The sequence below is a fragment of the Acinetobacter sp. A2 genome, assembly GCF_048537555.1.
Taxonomy (GTDB): domain Bacteria; phylum Pseudomonadota; class Gammaproteobacteria; order Pseudomonadales; family Moraxellaceae; genus Acinetobacter.
Map to the genome: position 1 here is coordinate 2025100 of NZ_CP183239.1, position 24022 is coordinate 2049121.

Consider the following 24022-nt stretch of genomic DNA (forward strand, 5'->3'; position numbering starts at 1 on the left):
TCTCTAGATTGAGTTATTTAGTCAGCACTTTCTTGATCATCGGCTGCATCCGTTGGTGTTGCTTCTGCTGCTGTTTCTGAAGTCTCTAAATTTTCTAAAGCATCAGATTCCTGATCTTCAATAAAATCGTCCTCTTCTTCAACTGCCTCAATCGCTTCTACGCCAACCAATGTTTCGTTTTCACCCAAGCGAATTAAACGAACACCCTGTGCATTACGGCCTGTTTGCGCTACTTCAGATGCACGCGTACGCACCAAAGTACCGCCATCAGAAATCAGCATCAGCTCTTTGCTTTCATCAATGGCAACTGCACCCACCAATTCACCATTACGCTCCGAGGTCTTGATTGCAATAACCCCTTTACCACCACGTTTTTTGGTTGGGAAATCATCTACTGGCGTACGCTTACCATAACCATTGGCCGAAGCACACAGCACTTCGCCTGTTTCTGGAACAACAACTAAGGACACAATACGACTGATAAATGCTGAATCTGAACTGTCTTCATCATCACCATCTACTTCGGCATCTTCGATGTCTTCAACTTGCGCTGAACCAAAGCTGACACGCATACCACGCACACCTTTGGCTGCACGCCCCATTGAACGTACGTCAGTTTCTGCAAAACGAATCGCTTTACCTTCATTGGAGAACAACATAATTTGTTGTTCGCCATCAGTGATGGCAACACCAATTAAGGTATCTTCTTCATTCAGTTCAATGGCACGTAAACCATTCGAGCGAACGTTACTAAATTGCTCCAATTCAACACGTTTAACTGTGCCCGATGCTGTCGCCATAAATACATAGAAGTTTTTACGCAATGCTTCTGCTTGTGTAGCGAATTCAGCAATGATTTCATCATCTAGATCGGTTGCAGAAAGCTCCACACCCAATTGTTTTAACTGAACACGCAGTGCATCAGATAAATCATCACCATCTGCAAGCTCAGCAAAAGCAGCTTCTAGTTCAGCATAGTGCGCAGCAATAATGGCATTGGTCTGTAGATGTGTCGCATTGGCTTTCACATAGCTACGGAAATCTGCCAGACGTTCTGTAAATTTCTTCGGTGCATCAATCACAGGTAAAATTGCGGTGATGGTTTCATTGGCATCTAATGGCAACAAATTCACCATCGGACGGCCTTTGGCACCACGTGACGCTTGCGGCACTTCAAACACTTTCAGACGATAGACTTTACCTACATCGGTAAAGCACAATACTGTTGCGTGGTTAGAGGTCACAATTAAATGCTGCACATAATCGTCCTCTTTCATTGACGTTGCAGATTTACCACGACCACCACGACGCTGCGCAGCATAATCAGACAATGGCTGAGTTTTCGCATAACCTGTTTGTGAAACAGTCAGAACCACTTGTTCTTCTGGAATTAAATCTTCACGAGAGAAATCGATGCGTGATTCTACAATTTCAGTACGGCGTGCATCGCCATACTGTTGTAAAACCTGCGCCAATTCTTCACGAATCACACCCATCAACAAATTAAAGTCATTCAAAATTGCGGTCAATTCAGCAATCTGTGCCAAAATTTCAGAATATTCTGCATGTAATTTGTCTTGTTCCAGACCCGTTAAACGATGCAGACGTAATTCTAAAATTGCAGTCACTTGCGTAGGTGACAAACGGTAAATCTGTCCCTCCAAACCGAATGGACGATTTGGGTCTTCGCCTTCAATTTCATCTGGACGTACAGATACTGAACCTGCTTTTTCCAATAATGCCACGACACCACCAGCTGCCCACTCGCCTGCCTGTAAACGCTCGCGCGCTTCGGCTGGGTTGGCAGAAGATTTAATGGTTTCGATGATGGCATCAATATTGGCTAAAGCAACGGTTAAGCCTTCTAAGATATGGCCACGTTCACGTGCTTTACGCAACTCAAACATGGTACGGCGAGTCACCACTTCTTGGCGGTGACGAATAAATGCCGCAATAATATCTTTTAAGTTCATCAACTTTGGCTGACCATTGTCTAGGCAAACCATGTTGATGCTGAATGAGTTTTCTAATTGCGTGTTCAAGAACAGATTATTCACAATCACTTCAGCGTTTTCACCACGCTTTAAGTCAATTGCAATACGCATCCCTTCTTTATCGGACTCATCACGTAATTCAGAAATACCTTCAAGTTTCTTTTCTTTTACCAGTTCAGCAATACGCTCAATGGTTTTCGCTTTATTGACCTGATAAGGAATTTCAGTAAAGACGATGGTGGTACGACCAGTTTTTTGATCTTCCTCAAAATGGTACTTACCACGAATATGCAGACGGCCTTTACCTGTGCGGTAAGCATCTACAATGCCTGATTTACCGTAAATAATACCGCCTGTAGGGAAGTCTGGACCTGTAATATGTTCCATCAACCCTTCAATAGAAATATTTGGATTGTCTGCATAAGCCAAACACGCATGTACCACTTCGGTCATGTTGTGTGGCGCCATATTGGTCGCCATACCTACCGCAATACCCGCTGCACCGTTCACCAGTAAGTTTGGAATACGGGTTGGCATGACTTGAGGAATACGCTCAGAGCCGTCGTAGTTATCTTCCCAGTCAACTGTATCTTTTTCTAAATCGGCCAACAGTTCATGAGTCAATTTACGCATACGCACTTCGGTATAACGCATAGCTGCTGCGCTATCGCCATCAATCGAACCGAAGTTACCCTGACCATCGACCAATTGATAACGCAAACTAAAGTCTTGCGCCATACGAACAATGGTTTCATAAACAGCGGAGTCACCATGCGGGTGATATTTACCGATGACGTCACCGACTACACGGGCAGACTTTTTGTAAGCTTTGTTGTAGTCATTGCCCAATTCGTGCATTGCGAATAGCACACGACGATGCACAGGTTTTAGACCATCTCGTACATCTGGCAGCGCACGTGACACAATCACGCTCATCGCATAGTCTAAATACGAGTGCTTGAGTTCATCCTCAATGGCAATCGGTCTAATTTCCGATACGCTCATGCATACTCCTTATTCTGCAAACAAATTTTGCTTGCATTTTATATGTCGTAAAACTTGCAAATGATTAGCCTGAAATGCAGGCTAAAAATAAAATACAGCGAAAAATTATAGCATATACACCTGTGTTTTTGTGCTTTAGAGATGATCTTAATCTTGTTAATTTACTTAAATTTAGTGATGTTTTTTTATACTAATTTAAAAATTAAATTTCAATCTGACATAGGTATCATCTTCACCAACAAAATTGGCGAGACTGACTATATTTTAAAGTGGAATACGCTTAGAGCGACACGCAATAAACTTAATTTTCTGCAAGCTTATCTTGCTTCATTAAATGATAGGTAATGAAAAGCAAACCGAGAATTAATGGAAATTCATACAACTCTTCCATCAAATCTTTATATTGAATATCTCGAAGAAATAATGCATCAATGGCACGCTCATGCTCAATTGCATCAGAAATGATTAGTCCAGAAAATGCCAGCATTAGCGCCCAAATAGGCAACGTAAAATACTTCAACTTTTTCGCAATTTCTTTTCTAAGGTAGGGTGAAAACAGCATAAATACTACAGGTGCAATTAACATGACTGAAATTGCACGAAAATACGGCTTCGGGACTTCAGGAAAGTAGTCACGCCCCCAGCTAGTACTGCGCCGAAAAGCAGCAACCACCAAAGTACAGCCCATAACCAAAACTGTTTGTTCCCACCTTGTAGCTGTAGCGGTCGAATATAAATAAAACTGAATATTGCACCAAAGAGCAACAACAGTGCCTGTAAATTTTCCACATAGCGAACCATTGCACCATCTAGCAATGGCACTTCTAAATCTGCAAAGAATGGAAATAAACAGCACAGCACTACAATAACCACTATGGGCCATGTAAGCCGAGTATCGACCAACAAAAGACTACTCCTACTCAAATTATAAAATTGAGCAAAGCTTAAAAAAGACGGTGGATAATATCATAAATGTTTTATATGGATAATAGCTCTGCAAGTTTTATCGCAGACCACCAAGACACTGCAAATAGGCTATCAGCGTTGTACTTAGATGACTTTGTGAATGCTTATGCTGAAAGCACTATCATTCTTTAATGCAAATTTGTCCATAAAAAAACGCCCCTATGCAATTCACATAGAGGCGTCTTGAACTGTGCTCAGAACTTAGATTTTAGAAACCAATTCTGGAACAACAGTGTTCAAATCACCCACTAACCAGTAGTCTGCTACTGCATTAATTGGTGCTTCTTCGTCTTTGTTGATTGCAACAATCACTTTAGAGTCTTTCATACCTGCCAAGTGCTGAATCGCACCAGAGATACCCACAGCGATGTACAAATCAGGTGCAACAATTTTACCTGTTTGACCAACTTGCATGTCGTTCGGTACGAAGCCTGCATCTACTGCAGCACGTGAAGCACCTTGTGCTGCACCAAGTTTGTCCGCTAATGGATCAAGTACTTTGTGATAGTTCTCACCAGAACCTACACCACGACCACCTGAAACCACAATACGCGCTGCTGTTAACTCTGGACGCTCTGATTTCACAATTTCTTCAGATACGAACTTAGAAATACCCGCATCGCCTTGTGATGCAGCAGCTTCAACTGCAGCTGAACCACCTTCTGCAGCAACAGGGTCAAATGCTGTACCACGTACAGTACCAACCACAATCGCTTCTGAAGATTCTACAGTCGCAATTGCGTTACCTGCATAAATTGGACGCTTGAATGTTTTTGCAGAATCTACAGCTACGATGTCTGTGATCATGCTGACATCAAGAAGTGCAGCCGCACGCGGTAAAATGTTTTTACCTGTTGTTGTAGAAGCAGCAAGGATATGGCTATAACCTTTGCCTAATTCTGCAACAAGTTTTGCAACGTTTTCAGCCAATTGGTTTGCATAAGCAGCATCGTCAGCAAGTAATACTTTGCTTACGCCTGCAACTTTAGCTGCTTGGTCTGCAACTGCTTGTGCACCAGAACCCGCAACCAATACAGTGACATCACCACCGATTTTTTGAGCTGCAGCAACAACGTTTAATGTTGCACCATTTAGTGCTTTATTGTCGTGCTCAGCGATAACTAAAATACTCATGATTTTTATCCTTCTGTATTAGATCACTTTCGCTTCGTTTTTCAATTTTTCTACAAGCTCATCTACAGATTTCACTTGTACGCCCGCTTGACGCTCAGCAGGTGCTTCAACTTTTACAGTTTTAAGCTTAGTACCTGTTGCTACGCCATAATCTGCAGGAGATTTGGTGTCTAGCGGTTTTTTACGTGCTTTCATGATGTTTGGAAGTGCCGCATAACGTGGCTCATTCAAACGTAAGTCAGTTGTAACAATTGCTGGAAGTGCAAGCTCAACAGTTTGCAAACCACCATCAATTTCACGCGTTACTTGAACTTTATCGCCATCCACTTTTACTTCTGAAGCAAAAGTACCCTGACCTGCACCCAGTAAAGCACCTAGCATTTGACCAACTTGGTTAGAGTCGTCATCAATGGCTTGCTTACCCAATAGAATAAGTTGTGGTTGTTCTTGCTCAACAACACCTTTTAAGATTTTAGCCACTTCAAGTGCACCAATCTCATCAGCTGTTTCAACCAAAATACCACGGTCTGCACCAAGCGCCATTGCAGAACGGATTTGTTCTTGCGCTTCTTTAGGACCAATGGATACCACGACGATTTCTGAAACAGTTCCTTTTTCTTTTAAACGAACCGCTTCTTCCACTGCGATTTCACAGAATGGGTTAATTGACATTTTAACGTTAGTTAGGTCAACCCCACTATTATCCGGCTTAACGCGAACTTTAACGTTGGCATCTACCACACGTTTTACAGCAACAAGAGCCTTCATGTAATCCTCGGCTGTTTTAGCAAAAGTAAATATTGAGAAAAGTTAATAATAACTCTTCGCTTTAAATTTTTTAGGTGTCCTATCTTGCTATGTGATCGGCATTTCGGTCAAGTCAGAATTGTCTAAACAAAGCGAAAAATGCCGAAAATAAACTGAACGATGCGTTCATACTTTTTTATTTGCAAAAATCCACAATCAAAGCGCTGATTATATAAACAATTTTAAGCTTTGATTTATATTATGTTTTTTATTGATTTATAACATCAACAAGATTGATTGAAAAATAGTTTAAATACAAAGATGTCTACAAAATATGCAAAATTCCTTACATAAAAACCGTTAACTAAACTGTCATTAAAGATAGAAACTGCCCTTATTTGCTTATTTTTTCCTGATAAAAACACCCTTTTTAAATGTGACTGTTAGTTCACTTCACAACATTGAAGCTTTTATTGGATAAGAAAGAAGCAATCTTTTGTATTTTAATGAGTATCAATGCACTACAACCCCATTACCTTCATGATTTAAGGCATAAAAAAACTCAGCTTAAACTTGCTGAGTTTCTAGGAAATCACGGTGAATATGGCTTAAATCAATCAGCTCATAGGCCTGTAAATTAAAAACTTCCCAAACCGCCAAAAAGTCTTCTTTCAGGTCAATTTTACTGGCACTGTTTGGACGTTCTTGCCACTGTTGATCTGAAATCCATAAATAGCTTTGTTGAGTCTGTGGGTTGATCGCTTGCATTTTACCTTCTGCATTAATGCCCTGAACTTGGCAATGCGCTGGCAATTCTTGCTCAATCATAGGCAAGCTAATCTCTACAAAGTGTTTTACCTGACGTAATCCATAGCCAGCAAAAATTTCTTTTTGACTCGGACTGAGCTGGTCATATTTTACTTGAAGATTTGAAATCATGGTTTTGCCTATCATTTGATATCCAAAGTGTTATGCAGTGGAACAAAAAATAATGTCATCCATGTCTATTATTCGTGTGACCCACTCTTTCTGCTTCTTTATACTGCATAACGCAAGTTTTTATTATTCTACAATAGTTGCAATGACATCTTAGTGAAAGCGCTCTTGCATTGCGACTTACATCCCAAATAAACGCATTTGCAAATTGTAAAGCCCTACCTATCACAAGCAAAAATAGTGCCTATTCACCTAAATTGTCGCAAAATTTACTTTTTATGGGCACGTGGATGCGCCTGATCATACACTTGTGCCAAATGGTCAAAATCGACATGGGTATAAATTTGTGTGGTACTTAAATTACTATGCCCTAGCATTTCTTGAACGGCGCGTATATCACCACTATTAGACAGCATATGACTGGCAAAACAATGCCGCAATAAGTGTGGATGTAAATCTACATTTACACCTGCACGCTGTGCCTGAAATTTTACCCGATTTTCAATTTGTCGTGCTTTTAAGGGTTCACCTTTTTGAGTAATGAATAACGCTGCATCTGATACAAAATCCCCCTGCCAAAATGGGTAAATCTGTAGCCATTGCATCACTGCATCTTTGGCCTTACTGCCAAATGGCACAATTCGTGTTTTATTGCCTTTACCTGTAACGCGCAGCAATTGCCGATTAAAATCTAAATCCCGAATACGTAAACTCTGTACTTCTGCCAAACGTAAGCCACTTGAATAGAGCAATTCTAAAATTGCTTTATCCCGTCGCCACATCTGTTGTTGTACTTCAGTTTCAGGTTCAGGCTGATCTAATATTTGATTGATGGTTTCAATATCAACAAGACCCGGCAAAGGGCGTGGCTGACGCTTTAATTGAAAATCATCGACAGGGTTAAATTGTAGATACTGCCCTTGTTCAGCCCATTTCATAAACTGGCGAATGGCTGACAACATACGTTGCAAGCTACTGCCATTCAGCTGCTGCTGTTCTACTTTTTGCGCCAAATAATGTCTTAAATCAGATGCCTCGACATCCTGCAAGCTGAGCCCTTGCTGCTCGCAAAATGTAAAAAAATCGGTTAAATCACGTGCATAGGCTTTTAAAGTATGCGGTGACTGCTGCTGTATTTCTCGCTCTTTGAGCCACATACTGAGTAATTGCTGCGGATCGTACATTACTTAGGCTCCAATTGAGCGCCTAAATCCAACTGAGATAAATAAGCAGAGATATATTTGGCCGCCTGATCTGCGTGTTCTTCTATAAACAAATGATCACCGCCTTGAACAATTTTTACCTCAGCTTGTGGGAGTTGTTGCTGCAAAAACTCACCTACCGCGATTGGACTAATGAGGTCTTGATCACCCCACAACAATAAGACTGGAGTTTGAATCTTTGACAGTTCAGCCGTGTAATCGACCTTTGCCCCCACAAACCAGTCTGGATAATTCAAATATTGATTTTGATAAGCCTGTCGCCAATCTTCAAGCTGAAAACTACTCAAATCTATGCCACCTGATGTCGCAGCCAATACCAGTCCTTTAATTTTTTTTGGATATTGTAAGGCTGCAGCGACAGCAAAAATACCGCCCATCGACTGTGCAATTAAAACGCTATCAGCTGGAATCTGATCCAGCACATAAGTCTGTAGACTATCAAAATCATGTACAAATGGATGTGCAGGCTGATGTCCAAATTCTGGATAAGCCACAATGTTTGCATTTGACTGAGGCAGTTTTTCAATTAGAGGATGAAAAAATGCGGTATTGCCTGAAGCGCCTGGTAAAAAGATCAATTGCGGCATATAGCGTTGTAAATTTTTAGAATAACTTTTAATACAGCATACCCGAACAGTGCTACAAGATACAAAAAAAGCACTATTATAAAATAGTGCTTTTCAGCAGATTTATGACGCATGCCTATTCGAGTACGTCATCAACCTTGAAAATAACTTAAATCTAATCGACCATGGTAGACGTTTGCGGTTGGGCCTGTCATCCACACCACATCTCCCTCACGCCATTCAATTTGCAACTTGCCACCAGCCAGTTCAATTTCAACTGAATTGGCCAATAAGCCACGACGCATACCTGACACTGCTGCCGCACAGGCGCCTGTACCACAAGCCAAAGTTTCCCCTACGCCACGCTCAAAAACACGCAAACGTGCATGTTTTTCGTCAATAATTTGCATAAAGCCTGCATTAACACGCTGTGGGAAACGCTCGTGTGATTCCACTTGAGGGCCTATCCCTGCAACATCTGCAGTCAGAACATCAGGCACAATGGTCACAGCATGCGGGTTGCCCATATTCACCACATCAATGGTCAAAGCAGCACCCTCTTTTAAAGCGATGTCATATAAATTATCTGGTTTATCGGCAATAAAAGGAATCTCTTGCGGTAAGAATTTAGGATAGCCCATATTCACCCGCACCCAACCATTTTGACCAAGTTCAGGTTCTACAATACCCGCTTTGGTCTGCACCTTGATTTTGGTCTTGGTGGTCAACTGACGTTCATGCACAAAACGTGCAAAACAACGCACACCATTGCCACACTGCTCCACCTCAGAGCCATCGGCATTGAAAATGCGATATTTAAAATCCACATTCGGCAAATCTGGCGGTTCCACAATCAGCAATTGATCAAAACCAATGCCAAAGTGGCGATCTGCAAGGCGCTGAATCGTCAGTGCATCCAAATACGCCCGCTGACTGATGAGATCAACCACCATGAAATCATTGCCCAAACCATGCATTTTGGTAAATTCTAATAACATCTCGAATTCCCCTTATGGCAATAAACGCTCTCTTTCCCACAAAGATTCAATGCTTTCACGTTCACGAATTAAGTGTGCCTGATCTGCATCGACCATCACTTCGGCCGCACGACCACGAGTGTTGTAGTTAGAGCTCATCACAAAACCGTATGCACCCGCACCCATCACGGCTAAAATATCATTTTCAGCAATCGCCAATTCACGGTCTTTACCCAAGAAATCGCCTGTTTCACAGATTGCACCCACCACATCCCATGCTTTGCTTTCAACATCGGTACGTGGCGTCACTGACTGAATATCCATCCACGCTTCATACAATGCAGGGCGGATCAAGTCATTCATTGCCGCATCAATAATCGCAAAATTACGATGTGTGGTCGGTTTCAATAAATCAACCTTAGTCAGCAATACTCCCGCATTGGCAGAAATACTACGTCCTGGCTCCATATATACTTTAAGACCTAACTTTTCTAAAGCTGGGCGCAAAGCATTGGCATATTCTTCAACACTTGGTGGTGTTTCATCTTTATAGGTCACACCCAAACCACCGCCAATATCAATGTGTTTCAGTTGAATACCCATTTCTTTTAAGGTATCAATCATCACAATGACACGATCCAAAGCATCCACAAAAGGTTGTGTTTCGGTCAATTGCGAACCGATGTGACAGTCAATGCCAACAATATCCAAGTTTGGCAAAGATGCAGCATATTCATAGGTGCTATACACAGAATCGGATGGAATCCCGAATTTATTTTCTTTTAAACCTGTAGAAATATAAGGATGAGTTTTGGCATCTACATCTGGATTAACGCGTAATGAAATGGGCGCTTTCACATTCATTTGAGCCGCAACTTTTTGAATACGGTCTAATTCAGCATGTGATTCTACGTTAAAGCAGGCAATGCCCACTTCTAGTGCTTTTTGAATATCTGCTTCAGTTTTGCCTAAACCTGAAAATACAATTTTCGATGCATCACCACCTGCTTTGAGCACACGCGCCAACTCACCGCCTGTCACAATATCAAAGCCTGCGCCCAATTTAGCCAATACATTCAATACCGCAATATTCGAGTTCGACTTTACCGCAAAACAAATTTGATGGTCGATAAAGTGAAAAGCACGATCCATATCTAAATAATGTTTTTCAAAAGTTGCCTTTGAATAAACATAAAGTGGCGTGCCAAATTGCTGTGCGAGTTGTTGTAGCGAACATTGCTCGGCATGCAAAACCCCTTGAATACGGGTAAAACTCATGAATGTATCCTTTTCTAGAAAGCGTTAAGGTGTAGTCGATGTAGATGTTGCAGGTGAAGCAAACTGCTGTTGTACAGGTGCTGCCTGCTCAGAAGCTGTTTCAGATGGTTTAACACTTTGTGGTGCATGATCTGGATATAACAAATATTTTGCTCGTTTGTCATAGTTTGGATCATTGGGAAGCTGTAATGCCCCAGATTGACCACAACCGACCAAAAGTACTGTTGTGAATACAACACTCACGCAGCAAATGACTGTACGCATCTGACCACCTATAAAATATTTTCGATGAAGTATAACGTGATCACCGCTGTGACCAAAGTGCTAAAACACAGAGATTATCTTGAGCTTTGTAAAAATACCAGCAATCACAATATTTTTTCTACAGGCATTTATTCACCCTGTACAGTCAGTATTATTGCGACTTATGACACAGATAAAGTGAATTATATTTCAAGGCATCAATTGTCAAAATCCAAAAACTATGCAAAAAATAGGGCGTGCTTTAAACCACGTTCTTTTAACAGGAAGTTTTAAAGACTGGCATATCACTTGCTTAATTTTTACAACTGTTCAATTACAGCCAATTTTAAGCATTTATAACACTGCGTTTATAAGAAGAAATTTATGCAAAATTTACAATCGATCATGGAAACCTTAAGCGGCTGGGTCTGGGGTCCATATATGCTCATTCTCATTGTGGGAACGGGTGTTTTCCTTACCTTCCGTTTATTGTTCTGGCAATTCCGCATGCTGCCTCTGGCTTTTAAACAAGTCTTTTGCAAACATGATAAAGCTGAAAAAGAACCTGGCGATATTTCACATTTCGCCTCACTGATGACCGCACTCTCTGCCACCATTGGTACGGGGAATATTGCGGGTGTCGCAACTGCCTGTGTACTCGGTGGCCCAGGTGCCGTTTTCTGGATGTGGATGACTGCGCTATTTGGGATGGCAACCAAATACGGCGAAGGTGTACTGGCAGTTAAATATCGAATTAAAAATGAAAAAGGGCAAATGTCAGGCGGCCCAATGTACTACATTGAACGCGGACTAAAATGGAAATGGTTGGCGATTATCTTTGCCTTCTTTGGTACTGTTGCCTCATTTGGTATTGGCAGTTCGGTGCAGTCCAACACGGTAGCTTTGGCTGTACAAAATAGTATGGGCGTAGAAACCTGGATGACAGGTATAGTGATTACGGTATTTTCAGCGCTCGTCATTTTAGGTGGAATTACCTCTATTTCTAAAGCATCTTCGGTGATTGTTCCAATTATGGCCATTCTGTATGTCGCAGGCGGCCTGATTATTATTTTAAACAATCTGCACCTCGTTGTTCCTGCATTTGAACTGATTTTACGGGATGCCTTTACTGGTGAAGCCGTTGCAGGTGGTGCAATTGGTGCCGTGATTCGTTACGGTGTGGCACGTGGTGTGTTCTCGAATGAAGCAGGTATGGGTTCTGCGCCAATTGCCGCTGCTGCTGCCAAGACCGACCACCCTGCCCGTCAAGGCTTAGTGTCTATGACAGGTACATTTATTGACACCATTATTGTTTGTAGCATCACAGGTATTGTTTTGGTCATGGGCTTTATTATGGCCGACAATAGTTTTGGCGGTGTAACAGGTGCAGTACTTACCACACAAGTCTTTGACCAGTTATTACCTGGTTTCGGTGGCTGGGTGGTAACTTTCGGCATCATCTTCTTTGCCTACTCCACTATTTTAGGTTGGAGCTACTATGGCGAAAAATGCTGTACTTATTTATTTGGCGAAAAATACGTGTTGATTTACCGCCTGATTTATATTGCTTCGGTGTTCATTGGTACCATTGCGACACTCGATCTCGTTTGGTTATTTGCCGATACCTTTAACGGTTTAATGGCTGTTCCGAACCTGATTGCCTTATTGTTACTGTCTGGTGTGATTGCCAAAGAATCTAAGGACTTTATTGCCAAACGCAAATCTGGCGAGTTGTATTAAGCCTTAGCTACAAATGTAATTTCATCCTTACCCATCATACAATCACCATTGTGGTTGTATGATTTTCCTTGAAAGATCAAGATAACATTCATTTCCCCGCCTTTACTCTGTATGCTGTAGCCAGTTTTCAAATAAATACAACGACTGGACTTATGGCAAAAGTAAAAAGTGTCTATCGCTGTGAACAATGTGGCGCAGATCATCCTAAATGGGCAGGACAATGCTCGGAATGTGGCGAGTGGAACTCGCTGAATGAAGTGAGTATTGCACCTGCAGTCACGCATCGTGCCCAACCCAAAATGGGCGGTGGCTATGCAGGACAAGCTGCAGCAATTACTACATTAAACAAAGTATCTGTTTCGCATGAAACCAGACTAACCACAGGCATTGGTGAGTTTGACCGTGTATTGGGTGGTGGTTTGGTTACAGGTTCGGTGGTGCTCATTGGTGGTGACCCAGGTATCGGTAAATCGACCATTTTGCTGCAAACTGCAACTCACATGGCTGCGGCCAACAACACCGCCTTATATATCACGGGTGAAGAATCGCTTTCACAAGTGGCATTACGTGCTCAACGCTTAGACTTACCCACAGATCAGCTCAAAGTCATGGCAGAGACCTGTGTTGAACGTATTTGCGAAGTGCTTGCGCATGAACGCCCTGCTGTGGCTGTTTTAGACTCAATTCAAACTTTATATACCGAAACGTTGCAATCTGCACCAGGTGGCGTTTCACAAATTCGTGAATCGGCGGCACTTCTAACTCGCTTTGCAAAAAACAGTGGCACAGCACTCTTTATTGTGGGTCACGTGACCAAAGAAGGCGCTTTGGCAGGGCCACGCGTCTTGGAACACATGGTCGATTGTGTCCTATATTTTGAAGGTCAGTCAGACTCTCGTTACCGTATGATACGGGCCGTCAAAAACCGTTTTGGCGCAGTGAATGAGCTGGGTGTTTTTGGCATGACCGATAAAGGCTTACGTGAAGTCGCCAATCCATCAGCGATATTTTTAAGTCGTTATGATGAAGCAATCCCAGGTTCGATTGTCATGATTAGCCGCGAAGGTACACGTCCCCTTTTGGTTGAAGTACAAGCCTTGGTGGATGATGCACATGGTCAACCTAGACGTGTAGCTTTAGGTTTGGAGCAAAACCGTCTGAATATGTTGTTGGCGGTCATGCATCGACATGGTGGTGTGCAAACCTCAGGGCAAGACGTGTATGTAAATGTGGTTGGTGGTTTAAAAATTACCGAAACAGGCTCTGACCTTGCAGTATTGCTGGCCTGTGCTTCGAGCTTACGAGGCAAAGCCCTACCACAACAATTGGCTGTTTTTGGTGAGGTCGGTTTGTCGGGCGAAATCCGCCCTGTGCCTAATGGTCAAGAACGCTTAAAAGAAGCCATTAAGCATGGCTTTAAATACATTATTGTGCCTCGTGGCAATGCACCACAAAAAGCCATTGCAGGTGTGCAAATTATTGCGGTAGCTCGTTTGCATGAAGCTTTAAGTGAAGCCATGAGTTTAAGTGAAAATCTCTAAAGACTTTTTAGCCGTATTCATTTCACTATGTATTTCTCAACATTTGTAGAAAAAATACCGATTTTATATTGAAATTCGTAGCAAATGCCTGCATAAATACACAGCTTAACTTTATTTTAATATAGGAAAATTTGATGGAAGTTCGACAGCGTGGTTTGATTGCAGCAATGCTTACAGCGACCTTATTGGTAGCACCGTTGGCAGCAGAGGCAAAACGTGCAGGTGGCGGTAAAAGTCATGGTATGAGCCGTTCTGCAGCCCCAACTCAGTCTTACCAACAACCTCGCCAAACAACGCCAGCACAACAACCTGCTCCTGCTCAGCAAAAATCTGGCCCAGGCGTAGGTGGTATGGTTGCAGCAGGTGTTGCTGGTGCAGCGATTGGTGCTGTTGCTGCGAATGCTTTGGCAGATGACCAAGCCAGTGCAGCCGAAGCACAAGAGGAAAAAGGTGGTATTCCAAGCTGGATTTGGATTTTACTCGCTGCTGCTGTCGCCTTCTTCATTTTCCGTAAGATGGGCGCAAAAAAAAAACTAACGCCTAACCCGTATGCGCCAAACAGCGGTGCCAATCAGGCACCGTTTGCGCAAACTCCAGCAAATGCTGCTCCGCGTAACGACAATACAAATATTTTTGGTCAGTCTGTAGGTGGTTCTGCAGCTGCAACGCAAGCACCTTTTGGCCAAGCAGCAAATAACAATGCTCCTTTCGGCACAGCTTATACCAACAGTGGCAACCAATTGCCTGATGGTTCTGAGCCAGCGGCTTTCTTACGTGTTGCACGTCAGCGTTTTAACCATATTCAGTCTATGAATACAGCAAGCAATATTGCAGAAATTCAGCGTTATTTAACACCTGATTTATATCAGTCAATGTATCAGGATATTATGGCAAACCAAGACCAAGATGTAGCAGAGTTTTCTAACTTAAATGCAATGGTGGTCGATTCTACAACTGAAAATGGTCAATATGTGGTGAGTGTACGCTTTACTGGTACGGTCAGCGAAGACCTGAACAGCCTACCGCAGCCATTTACAGAAATCTGGCACTTTGTAAAACCTGCAGGTTCAAACCAAGACTGGTTAGTGGCAGGTATTCAACAAGAGCAATAATTTCAAAATAATTTAAAACAGCGGCCTAGGCCGCTGTTTTTTATTTATATCTTTTATTAGACATAGCTTCTATTCAAAAACTTTCTTTGCAATTTAAATCTCTCTTTAATTCATATCCATCATAAATTAAAGAAAAACATAGTAGTTAAAGCAACGTATCTTTGATACTGAATAAACACATTAAACAGGACTTTAGTATCTTCTAGGTTCTGCTCTAGATTGAGGTAGGACAACATCTTGATATTTACAGATAACCCATAAACTTAAATACGGCATAGCTTCGATTTATACAAAAGTGAATACATTTAGACGATTACAGCAACTTCGGTCAGATTCCTGTCACACAAAAAAGCCCTGCTACTGGCAGGGCTTTTTTACGGATGATCAATACATTATTCAGGCAATGGAATAAATTGCTTATCTGAATTTTGTACTTTTCGTTCACCTACAGCGACCTGTAAATCTAGTGCCTCTTCACCACGCTCTACCGATACCGTGACTGTGCTGTTTGGTGCTTGTACTGCCACATAATTAATTAAATGCGAAGTTGATGTAATCGCTTCATTATTTACTTTCAGAATTTTATCACCACGTTTTAAACCAGCTTCTGCAGCTGGGCCACCACGCAGTACATCTGCAACCACTACACCACCTTGTGCAGGCTCTAAAATATTGTCTTGCTCTACAGGCAATAAACTAATACCTAACCACCCACGAACCACACGTCCATCTTTTAAAATAGAGTTTAAAACTTGCTGACACACCTGCGCAGGAATCGCAAAACCAATCCCCAATGATCCACCCGATTGCGAGAAAATTGCAGTATTTACCCCAATTAAATTCCCTGCCACATCAATCAATGCACCACCAGAGTTACCTGGGTTAATTGCCGCATCGGTTTGAATAAAGTCTTCATAGGTATTAATGCCTAAATCAGAACGACCTGTGGCAGAAATAATCCCCTGAGTCACCGTTTGTCCTACCCCAAACGGATTGCCAATCGCAAGAACTACATCGCCAACTTCATTACCACTGAGTTTAAATGGCAAGACTGGCAATTTTTCTAACTCAATTTTAATTACCGCCAAGTCCGTATCTGGGTCAGTACCAACAACTTTTGCCTCAGCACGACGACCATCATGCAATGCCACCACAATTTGTTCTGCCTGCGCAATCACATGGTTATTTGTCAAAATATAACCGTCTGGACGAACAATTACCCCAGAACCCAAACTGTTTTCATTTGGACCTTGCTTAAATTGATCGGGTAACTGGTTACCAAAAAACTCACGAAACGCAGGGTCATTCAGTAATGGATGATCCAACTGTTTGACTTTTTGTGTGGTAAAAATATTCACCACTGCTGGCGCAGCCACTTTTACCGCAGCACTGTACGACACTACCCCACCTGTGCGTGTCGTATCAATCAAAGGCTCTATTTTTTCGGCAGGCATTTTTACACCATCAGTTGCTACAGGTGCTTTCGGTTTTTGTAATTGTTGCCAAGTGACAAAGCCAATAATGACCAGAATGAGTAACACCCAAGGTAACCAGGTAAAGCTCCGGCGCACGTTTTGTACCTCTAAATAAATTTTTTGATGATTAAGTTATTGAATGCACTATTGTAAAACGAAACATACCTAGAAACATAAAAAAGCTGAAGAGTTTTGTCTTGCTTTAGTTACAATACAAAATATGTTTTGATATAAATGAAAAATCTGCAATTTGAGAGAGTTATGGCGCAATTAAAAGACATTATTCACTGGTGTGATCAAACTTTAAGTACGCATGAATTTAAAGATTATGCACCCAATGGATTACAAATTGAAGGTAAGCCTGAAGTGCATAAAATTTTATGCGCAGTCACTGCGTCGCAAGATGCAATTGATGCCGCAATTGCCCAAAATGCAGACTTACTTTTGGTGCATCATGGCTATTTCTGGAAAGGTGAAGCCTACCCGATTACAGGTATGCGTGGTAAACGCATTAAAAGTTTAATCCAGCATGACATTTCTTTGGTCGGCTATCATTTACCGCTAGATTCACATCCAAGTCTAGGCAATAACGCTGCCATTGCAGAACTTTTACAATTAGAAAATCTGCAAGCATTAGACCCAAGTGAACGTCATCCTATTGGTAATATTGGTTTTCTACAACAAGCCATGAGTGCAACAGAATTTCGCGACTATTTAACAGCACGTTTAGGTTTTAATACGATTCATCTTCCTGCTGAAAAAAACCACATTCAAAAAGTCGGGTTCTGCACAGGTGCAGCACAAGATTTTATTAGCAAAGCGGCAGAACAAGGCTGTGATGCATTTATCTCGGGTGAAGTCAGTGAGCGAACCTTTTACGAAGCTAAAGAATTAGGCGTGCATTATTACGCTTGCGGACACCATGCAACTGAGCGTTATGGCGTGCAACGTCTCGCAAAAGCTATTTCAGAACAGTTTAATATTGAGTATAGTTATTTCGAATTAAATAATCCGATTTAATGCCTAGTTGCACTCTACGGTTTCACATAAATGACATCTGTGTTTGACATGGTCTTTAGATGTATACATTCAGGACTTATTCTGTATTGTTATTTATACACAATGCGCAATTTGGCTTGAAATCTATTACAATAGAGCCACTTAATGTTAAAACCCAGCAAAATGCAAGGAATTGAAAACATGACAACGATTACTTTACCGGCTTTACCATACGGTTATGAAGATCTTGCTCCGCACATCAGCAAAGAAACTTTAGAATACCACCACGACAAGCACCACAATACTTATGTGGTAAATCTAAACAACCTAATCGCAGGTACTGAGCTTGAAGGTAAAACTTTAGACGAAATCATTAAAGCTACTGCGGGTGATGCAGCTAAAGCTGGCGTATTCAACAACGCTGCACAAGTTTGGAACCACACGTTCTACTGGAACTGTATGGCGAAAAATGGTGGTGGTAAAGCGACTGGTGCTTTGGCTGCTAAAATTGACGAAGCTTTCGGTTCTTACGAAAAATTTGCTGAAGAATTTGCTGCTGCTGCAACCACTCAATTTGGTTCAGGTTGGGCTTGGTTAGTTGCAGACGAAGTGAATGGTAAACTTTCTATTCTTAAAACTTCAAACGCTGACACTCCAATGGCGCACGGCAAAGTTGCAGTGTTAACAATTGACGTTTGGGAACACGCTTACTATATCGACTTCCGTAACGCACGTCCTGCTTACATCAAAACTTTCTTAGAAAGCCTAGTGAACTGGGACTATGCAAATGCTAAATATGCTGGTCAAGACGCTGGTGTAGAAAAATAATTTTTATTTTTCTATAGAAAAACTGCTCTTTATGGGCAGTTTTTTTATTTTTGGGCATCAAATGCATATTTATAAAGCAAACAATGCATTTATGATGCTGAACGTGTTGACGACTTTAACTTTCATCCCTAAAATGCCCCTCAGATTCTCCAATAGCTCAGTCGGTAGAGCGACGGACTGTTAATCCGCAGGTCCCTGGTTCGAGCCCAGGTTGGAGAGCCAATCTATTCTCCCATAGCTCAGTCGGTAGAGCGACGGACTGTTAATCCGCAGGTCCCTGGTTCGAGCCCAGGTGGGAGAGCCAAGATTCTTAAAAGCCCACGCATCATAACGTGGGCTTTTTTTATGTGCTTTCAATCAGGATCATCGCAACAAAAAAAATGGCCAAGCCAAATCCAAAGATTCATCAGCAAGCATCACTACAATAACATAAGCTGTAAAGAGCGTTAGTCGATACTTGTGAGCAATACTTTTTTTCGCTAACTTAAATCATCTACAACAATAAAATTTGAAAACCCATGCAAGCACCTTGGTTAAAATCACTTATTTTTTGGGCCATTCTTATTGTGGTGATTTTTGCAATTTTCCAATGTACGCAAAAATCTGAAAGCAATAAAACTGCTGCTGCGCTTATGTACGAACGCCTATATCAATGCAGTCGAGATTTACCTACCCATAAGCAAACCACTTTAAAACAAATACAAAGTCAGATCAAAACCGACATGACGCAACAAGAGATGCTGAAATTGATACAAGCCTGCCGTCAAGCCAATCCGCTACAATCACGTGAAGATTATATAAAAGCGATTCGGTCACTTTAAAGTGCTATAAAACTGGCTAGGCGCTTATTTTTAAAGCAATTAATCTGCTTTTTAACGCTTTTTTTTCAATTCTGACTTGACCCCAACCAGTTAGACACATAGAATGCCTGTCAGATTCTCCCATAGCTCAGTCGGTAGAGCGACGGACTGTTAATCCGCAGGTCCCTGGTTCGAGCCCAGGTGGGAGAGCCAAATTCTAAAAACCCACTCCATTTGAGTGGGTTTTTTTATGGCTGTGGATTTTCACGTGTTTACATCAAGTCAATCGACCTTCTTTGTGATTGGATGCCTTGCCAGTGTCGCACTGCTATTTTTACTGGTACAGCAATTATTTTTTCCCAAGAAAAAATTTTATCCCAAACCGATCATGACTGCCTTTGAGCGCAGAATGTTTATGCGCTTAAAACAGGCTTTTCCTGAGCATCATGTACTGGCACAAGTAGCTTTTAGCGCCTTAATCACCAACACTCATTATAAAATTCGTGCGCTCTTTAACCGCAAAGTGACTGATTTTGTAATTTTAAATGCTGAGCTGCAAGTCATCGCAATTGTAGAGCTAGATGACCCCTCGCATATTGGTAAAGAACAGGAAGATGCTGAACGTGATGCAATGTTCCATGAAGCGGGCTATCGTGTTGTCCGATACACCGAAATTCCGAGTATCAGACAACTACAACAAGATTTAAATTAAAATACCCGTAGTGTTAAGGCGCAACTTCTGAAGCCGCTTCAGTTTGACTCGCCTGCTGCGCTTGTTTTTCTGCAGCTTCACGCGCTTCAATGCGGGCAATCATTTCAGCTTGTTGTTGTTTATATTTTTCCTGATTTTTAGCATCACTATTCACAGCAAGAAATGCCATGCTGACTAAGAAAATAGGAATCAGCAAACCTAGACTGGCCAAGAGAATCATCTTTTTTAGACTTGGCTTTTTTTCAGGTGATTGCTGTTCAGACCGTGACATGGCGTTTTCCTACTTCAAACTCATCAAAATGATGCTCAATATAACAAAATCAGTTGCCTGCACAAAATTTTTATCTTTCATGCGTATGCACGGTTACCTATTCATCACGATACGAGTTCAATCATTCCAGGACCACTCAGCCTTAGAGATCACAATAAAAAAAGCATCTGAGTAACAATCACATCAGATGCTTTTTTAGATGATTTAAGTGAAAGTATTTACATTAAAGCCAGCACGATGCCAACAAAAATAATCAACCCTACCCAACGGTTATGACGAAATGCCCAAAAACAGCGTTGCGGGTCTTTATCTTTGGTTTTGCTCCATTGATATATAAAGTCTGCCACCACCACCAATAATGCAGCTAAGCCGAATGGAATCAGTAAACTTTCCAGCCACAGTGCTGTACCAATTAATAACACACTGACAGCCTGTAACAATGAAATGATTTGAATGTCATAACGACCAAACAAAATTGCGGTAGATTTCACCCCAATTTTTAAATCGTATTCTCGGTCTGTAATGGCATATTGCGTGTCATACGCTACCGTCCATGCCAAATTACCAAAGTACAGTAACCAACACGTTAAATCAGGTGTAACCCCAACAGCGGTATAAGCCATAGGGATAGACCATGAAAATGCTGCACCCAAAAACACTTGCGGTAAATGGGTATAGCGCTTCATAAACGGATAAATAAACGCTAAGAATAATGCCCCAAACGACCAGTAAAACGTTTCAATCGGTAAAAACAACAACATAGCAGCACTGAGTGCCACTAAACCTAAGAATACATAAATGGCCTCTTTGGCACTAATCACGCCTGTGGCCAAAGGTCGGGTTTTGGTACGCTCCACATGACCATCTACTTTACGGTCGGCGAAGTCATTAATGGCACAGCCTGCAGCACGCATAAAAATTGTGCCCAGAATCATTGGAATAAGTATTCCTATAGAAGGCATCCCCTGATTGGCAATCCACAATGCCCACATAGTTGGCCAAAAGACTAATTCGGTGCCAATAGGTTTATCAAAACGACACAGATAATAATATGCTTCTAAACGCTCACGCCACGTGATCTGTTGTGCCAATGCCATGCCACTCTCGTATCTTAATGTTGTTGAATGAATTGCTCAAAGCGCGGTAAAAAAGTTTCTTGCACAATAAATTTACAGCCATGCCAAGTATAGCAACTCTGCCGTGTCCAGCCCTCTTCCAGTAACACCACACGTCTTTGGCATAAAGGATTCGTGCGCTGAAACAAAAACCAGCCAATCGGTTTATTGCCAATATGCTTAAACAATCGAGCTTTGCCCTGCACACTTAGAATTGGGAAAATACTTTTGGCTTTAACCCAAGGCTCTGCATCACAGCCATATAAATAGCTTTCACGCACCCATGAAGTGTGCCAATGTGGCATTTGCATCCACTGAGCATCTTGTAAATTTAAGCGTTGATAAGATTGTTGCAGCGGCTCGACTTTAAAGTGTCCGCCTGCTAATTGGGTCAGTTGTTGAGTCAGAGAACCTGCTGCATAGAGCCATGTTTTTAATTCAGAAGGCAAATCTGCCTGCTTGGGAAAAATAGGCTGTGTTCGCATGTTCCGCCACCTTAACAAGATAGCCTAGTGTAGCCCAAAATCAGGCAAAGTTTTGTGACCTATCGCTCAATTCAATGCAATTATCTTAAAAAATCAGGTGAATTCTTATATTTTGATAAAGACTATGAAAGCACCACTGCACTAATCAATCAAGTACACATCAAAAAACCCGCCGAAGCGGGTTTTTAAATTCGAGATGTGCGTTGTATTACAAGCTGTAGTACATATCAAATTCAACTGGGTGAGTCGTCGTGTTCAAACGGCGTACATCTTCAGTTTTCAACTCGATATAAGCATCAAGCATCTCTTTAGTGAATACACCACCTTTTAATAAATAGTCTTGATCTTCTTTTAATGCATCAAGCGCCATTTCTAAGTTGTGTGCCACAGTTGGGATTTTTGCTTCTTCTTCAGGAGGAAGATCATACAAGTTCTTGTCTGCTGCTTCACCTGGGTGAATCTTGTTTTGAATACCGTCAAGACCTGCCATCAACAATGCCGCAAAACCTAAGTATGGGTTCATCATTGGGTCAGGGAAACGTGCTTCAATACGTTTGCCTTTCGGGCTAGACACGTAAGGAATACGGATAGACGCAGAACGGTTACGTGCTGAGTAAGCCAACATAATAGGCGCTTCAAAGTGCGGTACTAAACGCTTGTATGAGTTTGTAGAAGGGTTAGTTAACGCATTCAAAGAGCGAGCATGTTTGATAATACCGCCAATGAAGTACAACGCCATTTCTGACAAACCTGCATATTCATCGCCAGCAAACAAGTTTTTACCGTCTTTAGAAATTGACATGTGTACGTGCATGCCTGAACCGTTATCACCAACCATTGGTTTAGGCATAAAGGTTGCTGTTTTTGCGTACTGATGTGCTACGTTCCAAACTGCATATTTGAACTGTTGCACTTCGTCTGCTTTACGCACCATTGTGTTGAAGCTCACACCAATTTCTAACTGGCAAGAAGCAACTTCGTGGTGATGTACTTCTACACGACCAGGACCCATGATTTCTTCAATTTTTGCACACATATCTGCACGCATGTCTTGAGAAGAGTCTACTGGTGGTACTGGGAAGTAACCGCCTTTCACACGTGGACGGTGACCTGAGTTACCTGCTTCATAGTCTTTACCTGTAGACCATGCTGCTTCTTCTGCGATTAATGTATGGCGCGCGCCAGACATATCGATGTCCCATTTTACTTCGTCAAATACGAAGAATTCTGGTTCAGGACCAAAGAAAGCCGTGTCACCAATACCTGTAGATTTTAAATATTCTTCAGCACGGCGAGCAATAGAGCGTGGATCGCGATCATAGCCTTGACCTGTAGATGGTTCGATGACATCACAAGTCACAACCACTGTTGGCTCAGCAAAGAACGGGTCAATGAAACCAGTTGCAGCATCTGGGCGTAAGATCATGTCTGATGCTTCGATTCCTTTCCAGCCAGCAATTGAAGAACCATCAAACATTTTACCGTCTTCAAAAGTATCTTCATCGATACTGTCTGCAGGATAAGTTACGTGCTGCTCTTTACCCTTAGTATCTGTAAAGCGGAAATCGACCCATTTTGCACCACTTTCTTGGATGAGTTGAAGGACCTTGTTCGCCATGCTCATTTTGCTCCGATGTTTTTTGTTGCACCCGAAAGTGCGTGTTAGTAGTTGGTAGTTATTAAGCAATTAGCGTACCAACTTTTAAAAGCAATGCTAAAACCATGAATTCCGTATGAGAACACATCATTTAAATAATTTACTTTGACACTATTATACTGTCAGAAATACGAATTGCACCATATTCAAACACTGTTCATTTGATTTGATAAAAAACGCCAAAACAAAGCACTGTTTTAGTGCATTTTTTTGTAAGC

Annotated in this window: 23 protein-coding genes and 3 tRNA genes; 10 read left to right on the plus strand and 16 right to left on the minus strand. The window is 41.8% G+C overall.

Annotated elements, in window-relative coordinates; translation table 11 throughout:
- Nucleotides 1–17: 17 nt before the first annotated feature.
- The 11 genes from gyrA to lptM all read right to left on the minus strand — a co-directional run bounded on the left by gyrA (nucleotide 18) and on the right by lptM (nucleotide 11090).
- Nucleotides 18–2999: a DNA gyrase subunit A gene (gyrA, locus tag ACNS8M_RS09630; RefSeq protein WP_419224795.1), complete on the minus strand. Its 2982-nt coding sequence runs from the start codon at nucleotides 2997–2999 to the stop codon at nucleotides 18–20.
- 301 nt (nucleotides 3000–3300) lie between these two features.
- Complete coding sequence (locus tag ACNS8M_RS09635; protein ID WP_419224796.1) at nucleotides 3301–3585, minus strand: hypothetical protein; 285 nt, start codon at nucleotides 3583–3585, stop codon at nucleotides 3301–3303.
- Nucleotides 3579–3905 carry a hypothetical protein gene (locus tag ACNS8M_RS09640; RefSeq protein ID WP_419224797.1) on the minus strand — a complete coding sequence of 109 codons (327 nt, stop codon included), beginning with the start codon at nucleotides 3903–3905 and terminating at the stop codon, nucleotides 3579–3581. The genes ACNS8M_RS09635 and ACNS8M_RS09640 overlap by 7 nt, the downstream gene beginning before the upstream one ends.
- A 261-nt stretch (nucleotides 3906–4166) precedes the next feature.
- On the minus strand, nucleotides 4167–5099 hold the full coding sequence (locus ACNS8M_RS09645; protein WP_168460175.1) for an electron transfer flavoprotein subunit alpha/FixB family protein: 933 nt from the start codon (nucleotides 5097–5099) through the stop codon (nucleotides 4167–4169).
- A gap of 18 nt (nucleotides 5100–5117) precedes the next feature.
- Nucleotides 5118–5867: an electron transfer flavoprotein subunit beta/FixA family protein gene (locus tag ACNS8M_RS09650; protein ID WP_419224799.1), complete on the minus strand. Its 750-nt coding sequence runs from the start codon at nucleotides 5865–5867 to the stop codon at nucleotides 5118–5120.
- Between the two features lie 546 nt (nucleotides 5868–6413).
- Nucleotides 6414–6785 (minus strand): hypothetical protein, encoded by a 372-nt coding sequence (locus ACNS8M_RS09655; protein WP_168541753.1) that lies wholly within the window; start codon nucleotides 6783–6785, stop codon nucleotides 6414–6416.
- Between the two features lie 266 nt (nucleotides 6786–7051).
- Nucleotides 7052–7966, minus strand: coding sequence for a tyrosine recombinase XerC (gene xerC / locus ACNS8M_RS09660; protein WP_419224801.1), 915 nt, complete (start codon nucleotides 7964–7966; stop codon nucleotides 7052–7054).
- Entirely contained in the window at nucleotides 7966–8592 is a 627-nt protein-coding gene (locus ACNS8M_RS09665) for an alpha/beta fold hydrolase (protein ID WP_419224802.1), read from the minus strand. The genes xerC and ACNS8M_RS09665 overlap by 1 nt, the downstream gene beginning before the upstream one ends.
- Before the next feature lie 131 nt (nucleotides 8593–8723).
- Nucleotides 8724–9569, minus strand: a complete 846-nt coding sequence (dapF, locus tag ACNS8M_RS09670; RefSeq protein WP_168460183.1) for a diaminopimelate epimerase — start codon at nucleotides 9567–9569, stop codon at nucleotides 8724–8726.
- A 12-nt stretch (nucleotides 9570–9581) separates the two neighbouring features.
- Nucleotides 9582–10826 carry a diaminopimelate decarboxylase gene (gene lysA / locus ACNS8M_RS09675; RefSeq protein WP_168460185.1) on the minus strand — a complete coding sequence of 415 codons (1245 nt, stop codon included), beginning with the start codon at nucleotides 10824–10826 and terminating at the stop codon, nucleotides 9582–9584.
- A 24-nt stretch (nucleotides 10827–10850) separates the two neighbouring features.
- The gene (gene lptM, locus ACNS8M_RS09680) at nucleotides 10851–11090 is read right to left on the minus strand and encodes an LPS translocon maturation chaperone LptM (RefSeq protein ID WP_168417744.1); all 240 of its coding nucleotides are present in this window, start codon (nucleotides 11088–11090) and stop codon (nucleotides 10851–10853) included.
- A 363-nt stretch (nucleotides 11091–11453) separates the two neighbouring features.
- Between lptM and ACNS8M_RS09685 the strand changes: the two genes are divergently transcribed.
- From ACNS8M_RS09685 to ACNS8M_RS09695, 3 genes are all read left to right on the plus strand, one after another.
- On the plus strand, nucleotides 11454–12809 hold the full coding sequence (locus ACNS8M_RS09685; protein ID WP_168541755.1) for an alanine/glycine:cation symporter family protein: 1356 nt from the start codon (nucleotides 11454–11456) through the stop codon (nucleotides 12807–12809).
- 152 nt (nucleotides 12810–12961) lie between these two features.
- Nucleotides 12962–14350, plus strand: a complete 1389-nt coding sequence (gene radA, locus ACNS8M_RS09690; protein ID WP_070154081.1) for a DNA repair protein RadA — start codon at nucleotides 12962–12964, stop codon at nucleotides 14348–14350.
- A gap of 134 nt (nucleotides 14351–14484) precedes the next feature.
- A complete protein-coding gene (locus tag ACNS8M_RS09695) occupies nucleotides 14485–15462 on the plus strand; it encodes a Tim44 domain-containing protein (RefSeq protein ID WP_168526325.1) in 978 nt (325 codons plus the stop codon).
- Between the two features lie 392 nt (nucleotides 15463–15854).
- Here ACNS8M_RS09695 and ACNS8M_RS09700 read toward each other — a convergent pair whose 3' ends face one another.
- Nucleotides 15855–17033, minus strand: coding sequence for a S1C family serine protease (locus ACNS8M_RS09700; protein ID WP_168541757.1), 1179 nt, complete (start codon nucleotides 17031–17033; stop codon nucleotides 15855–15857).
- A 165-nt stretch (nucleotides 17034–17198) separates the two neighbouring features.
- Between ACNS8M_RS09700 and ACNS8M_RS09705 the strand changes: the two genes are divergently transcribed.
- From ACNS8M_RS09705 to ACNS8M_RS09735, 7 genes are all read left to right on the plus strand, one after another.
- Entirely contained in the window at nucleotides 17199–17957 is a 759-nt protein-coding gene (locus tag ACNS8M_RS09705) for a Nif3-like dinuclear metal center hexameric protein (RefSeq protein WP_168541762.1), read from the plus strand.
- A 180-nt stretch (nucleotides 17958–18137) separates the two neighbouring features.
- A complete protein-coding gene (locus tag ACNS8M_RS09710; RefSeq protein WP_154320925.1) occupies nucleotides 18138–18764 on the plus strand; it encodes a superoxide dismutase in 627 nt (208 codons plus the stop codon).
- Nucleotides 18765–18910: 146 nt separating this feature from the next.
- Nucleotides 18911–18986 (plus strand) — tRNA-Asn (locus tag ACNS8M_RS09715).
- Nucleotides 18987–18992: 6 nt separating this feature from the next.
- A tRNA-Asn gene (locus tag ACNS8M_RS09720) sits at nucleotides 18993–19068 on the plus strand.
- Nucleotides 19069–19282: 214 nt separating this feature from the next.
- Nucleotides 19283–19585 carry a hypothetical protein gene (locus tag ACNS8M_RS09725; protein ID WP_168417742.1) on the plus strand — a complete coding sequence of 101 codons (303 nt, stop codon included), beginning with the start codon at nucleotides 19283–19285 and terminating at the stop codon, nucleotides 19583–19585.
- Between the two features lie 116 nt (nucleotides 19586–19701).
- Nucleotides 19702–19777: transfer RNA gene (locus tag ACNS8M_RS09730), tRNA-Asn, on the plus strand.
- Nucleotides 19778–19832: 55 nt separating this feature from the next.
- Complete coding sequence (locus tag ACNS8M_RS09735; protein ID WP_168417741.1) at nucleotides 19833–20276, plus strand: DUF2726 domain-containing protein; 444 nt, start codon at nucleotides 19833–19835, stop codon at nucleotides 20274–20276.
- 13 nt (nucleotides 20277–20289) lie between these two features.
- On the opposite strand, the gene ACNS8M_RS09740 is transcribed toward ACNS8M_RS09735, so the two are convergent.
- From ACNS8M_RS09740 to glnA, 4 genes are all read right to left on the minus strand, one after another.
- On the minus strand, nucleotides 20290–20547 hold the full coding sequence (locus tag ACNS8M_RS09740) for a hypothetical protein (RefSeq protein ID WP_168417740.1): 258 nt from the start codon (nucleotides 20545–20547) through the stop codon (nucleotides 20290–20292).
- A gap of 218 nt (nucleotides 20548–20765) precedes the next feature.
- Nucleotides 20766–21644, minus strand: a complete 879-nt coding sequence (ubiA, locus tag ACNS8M_RS09745; RefSeq protein WP_168417739.1) for a 4-hydroxybenzoate octaprenyltransferase — start codon at nucleotides 21642–21644, stop codon at nucleotides 20766–20768.
- Between the two features lie 14 nt (nucleotides 21645–21658).
- A complete protein-coding gene (locus ACNS8M_RS09750) occupies nucleotides 21659–22147 on the minus strand; it encodes a chorismate--pyruvate lyase family protein (RefSeq protein WP_154320927.1) in 489 nt (162 codons plus the stop codon).
- 208 nt (nucleotides 22148–22355) lie between these two features.
- Entirely contained in the window at nucleotides 22356–23771 is a 1416-nt protein-coding gene (gene glnA, locus ACNS8M_RS09755; protein ID WP_171501112.1) for a type I glutamate--ammonia ligase, read from the minus strand.
- Nucleotides 23772–24022 lie beyond the last annotated feature (251 nt).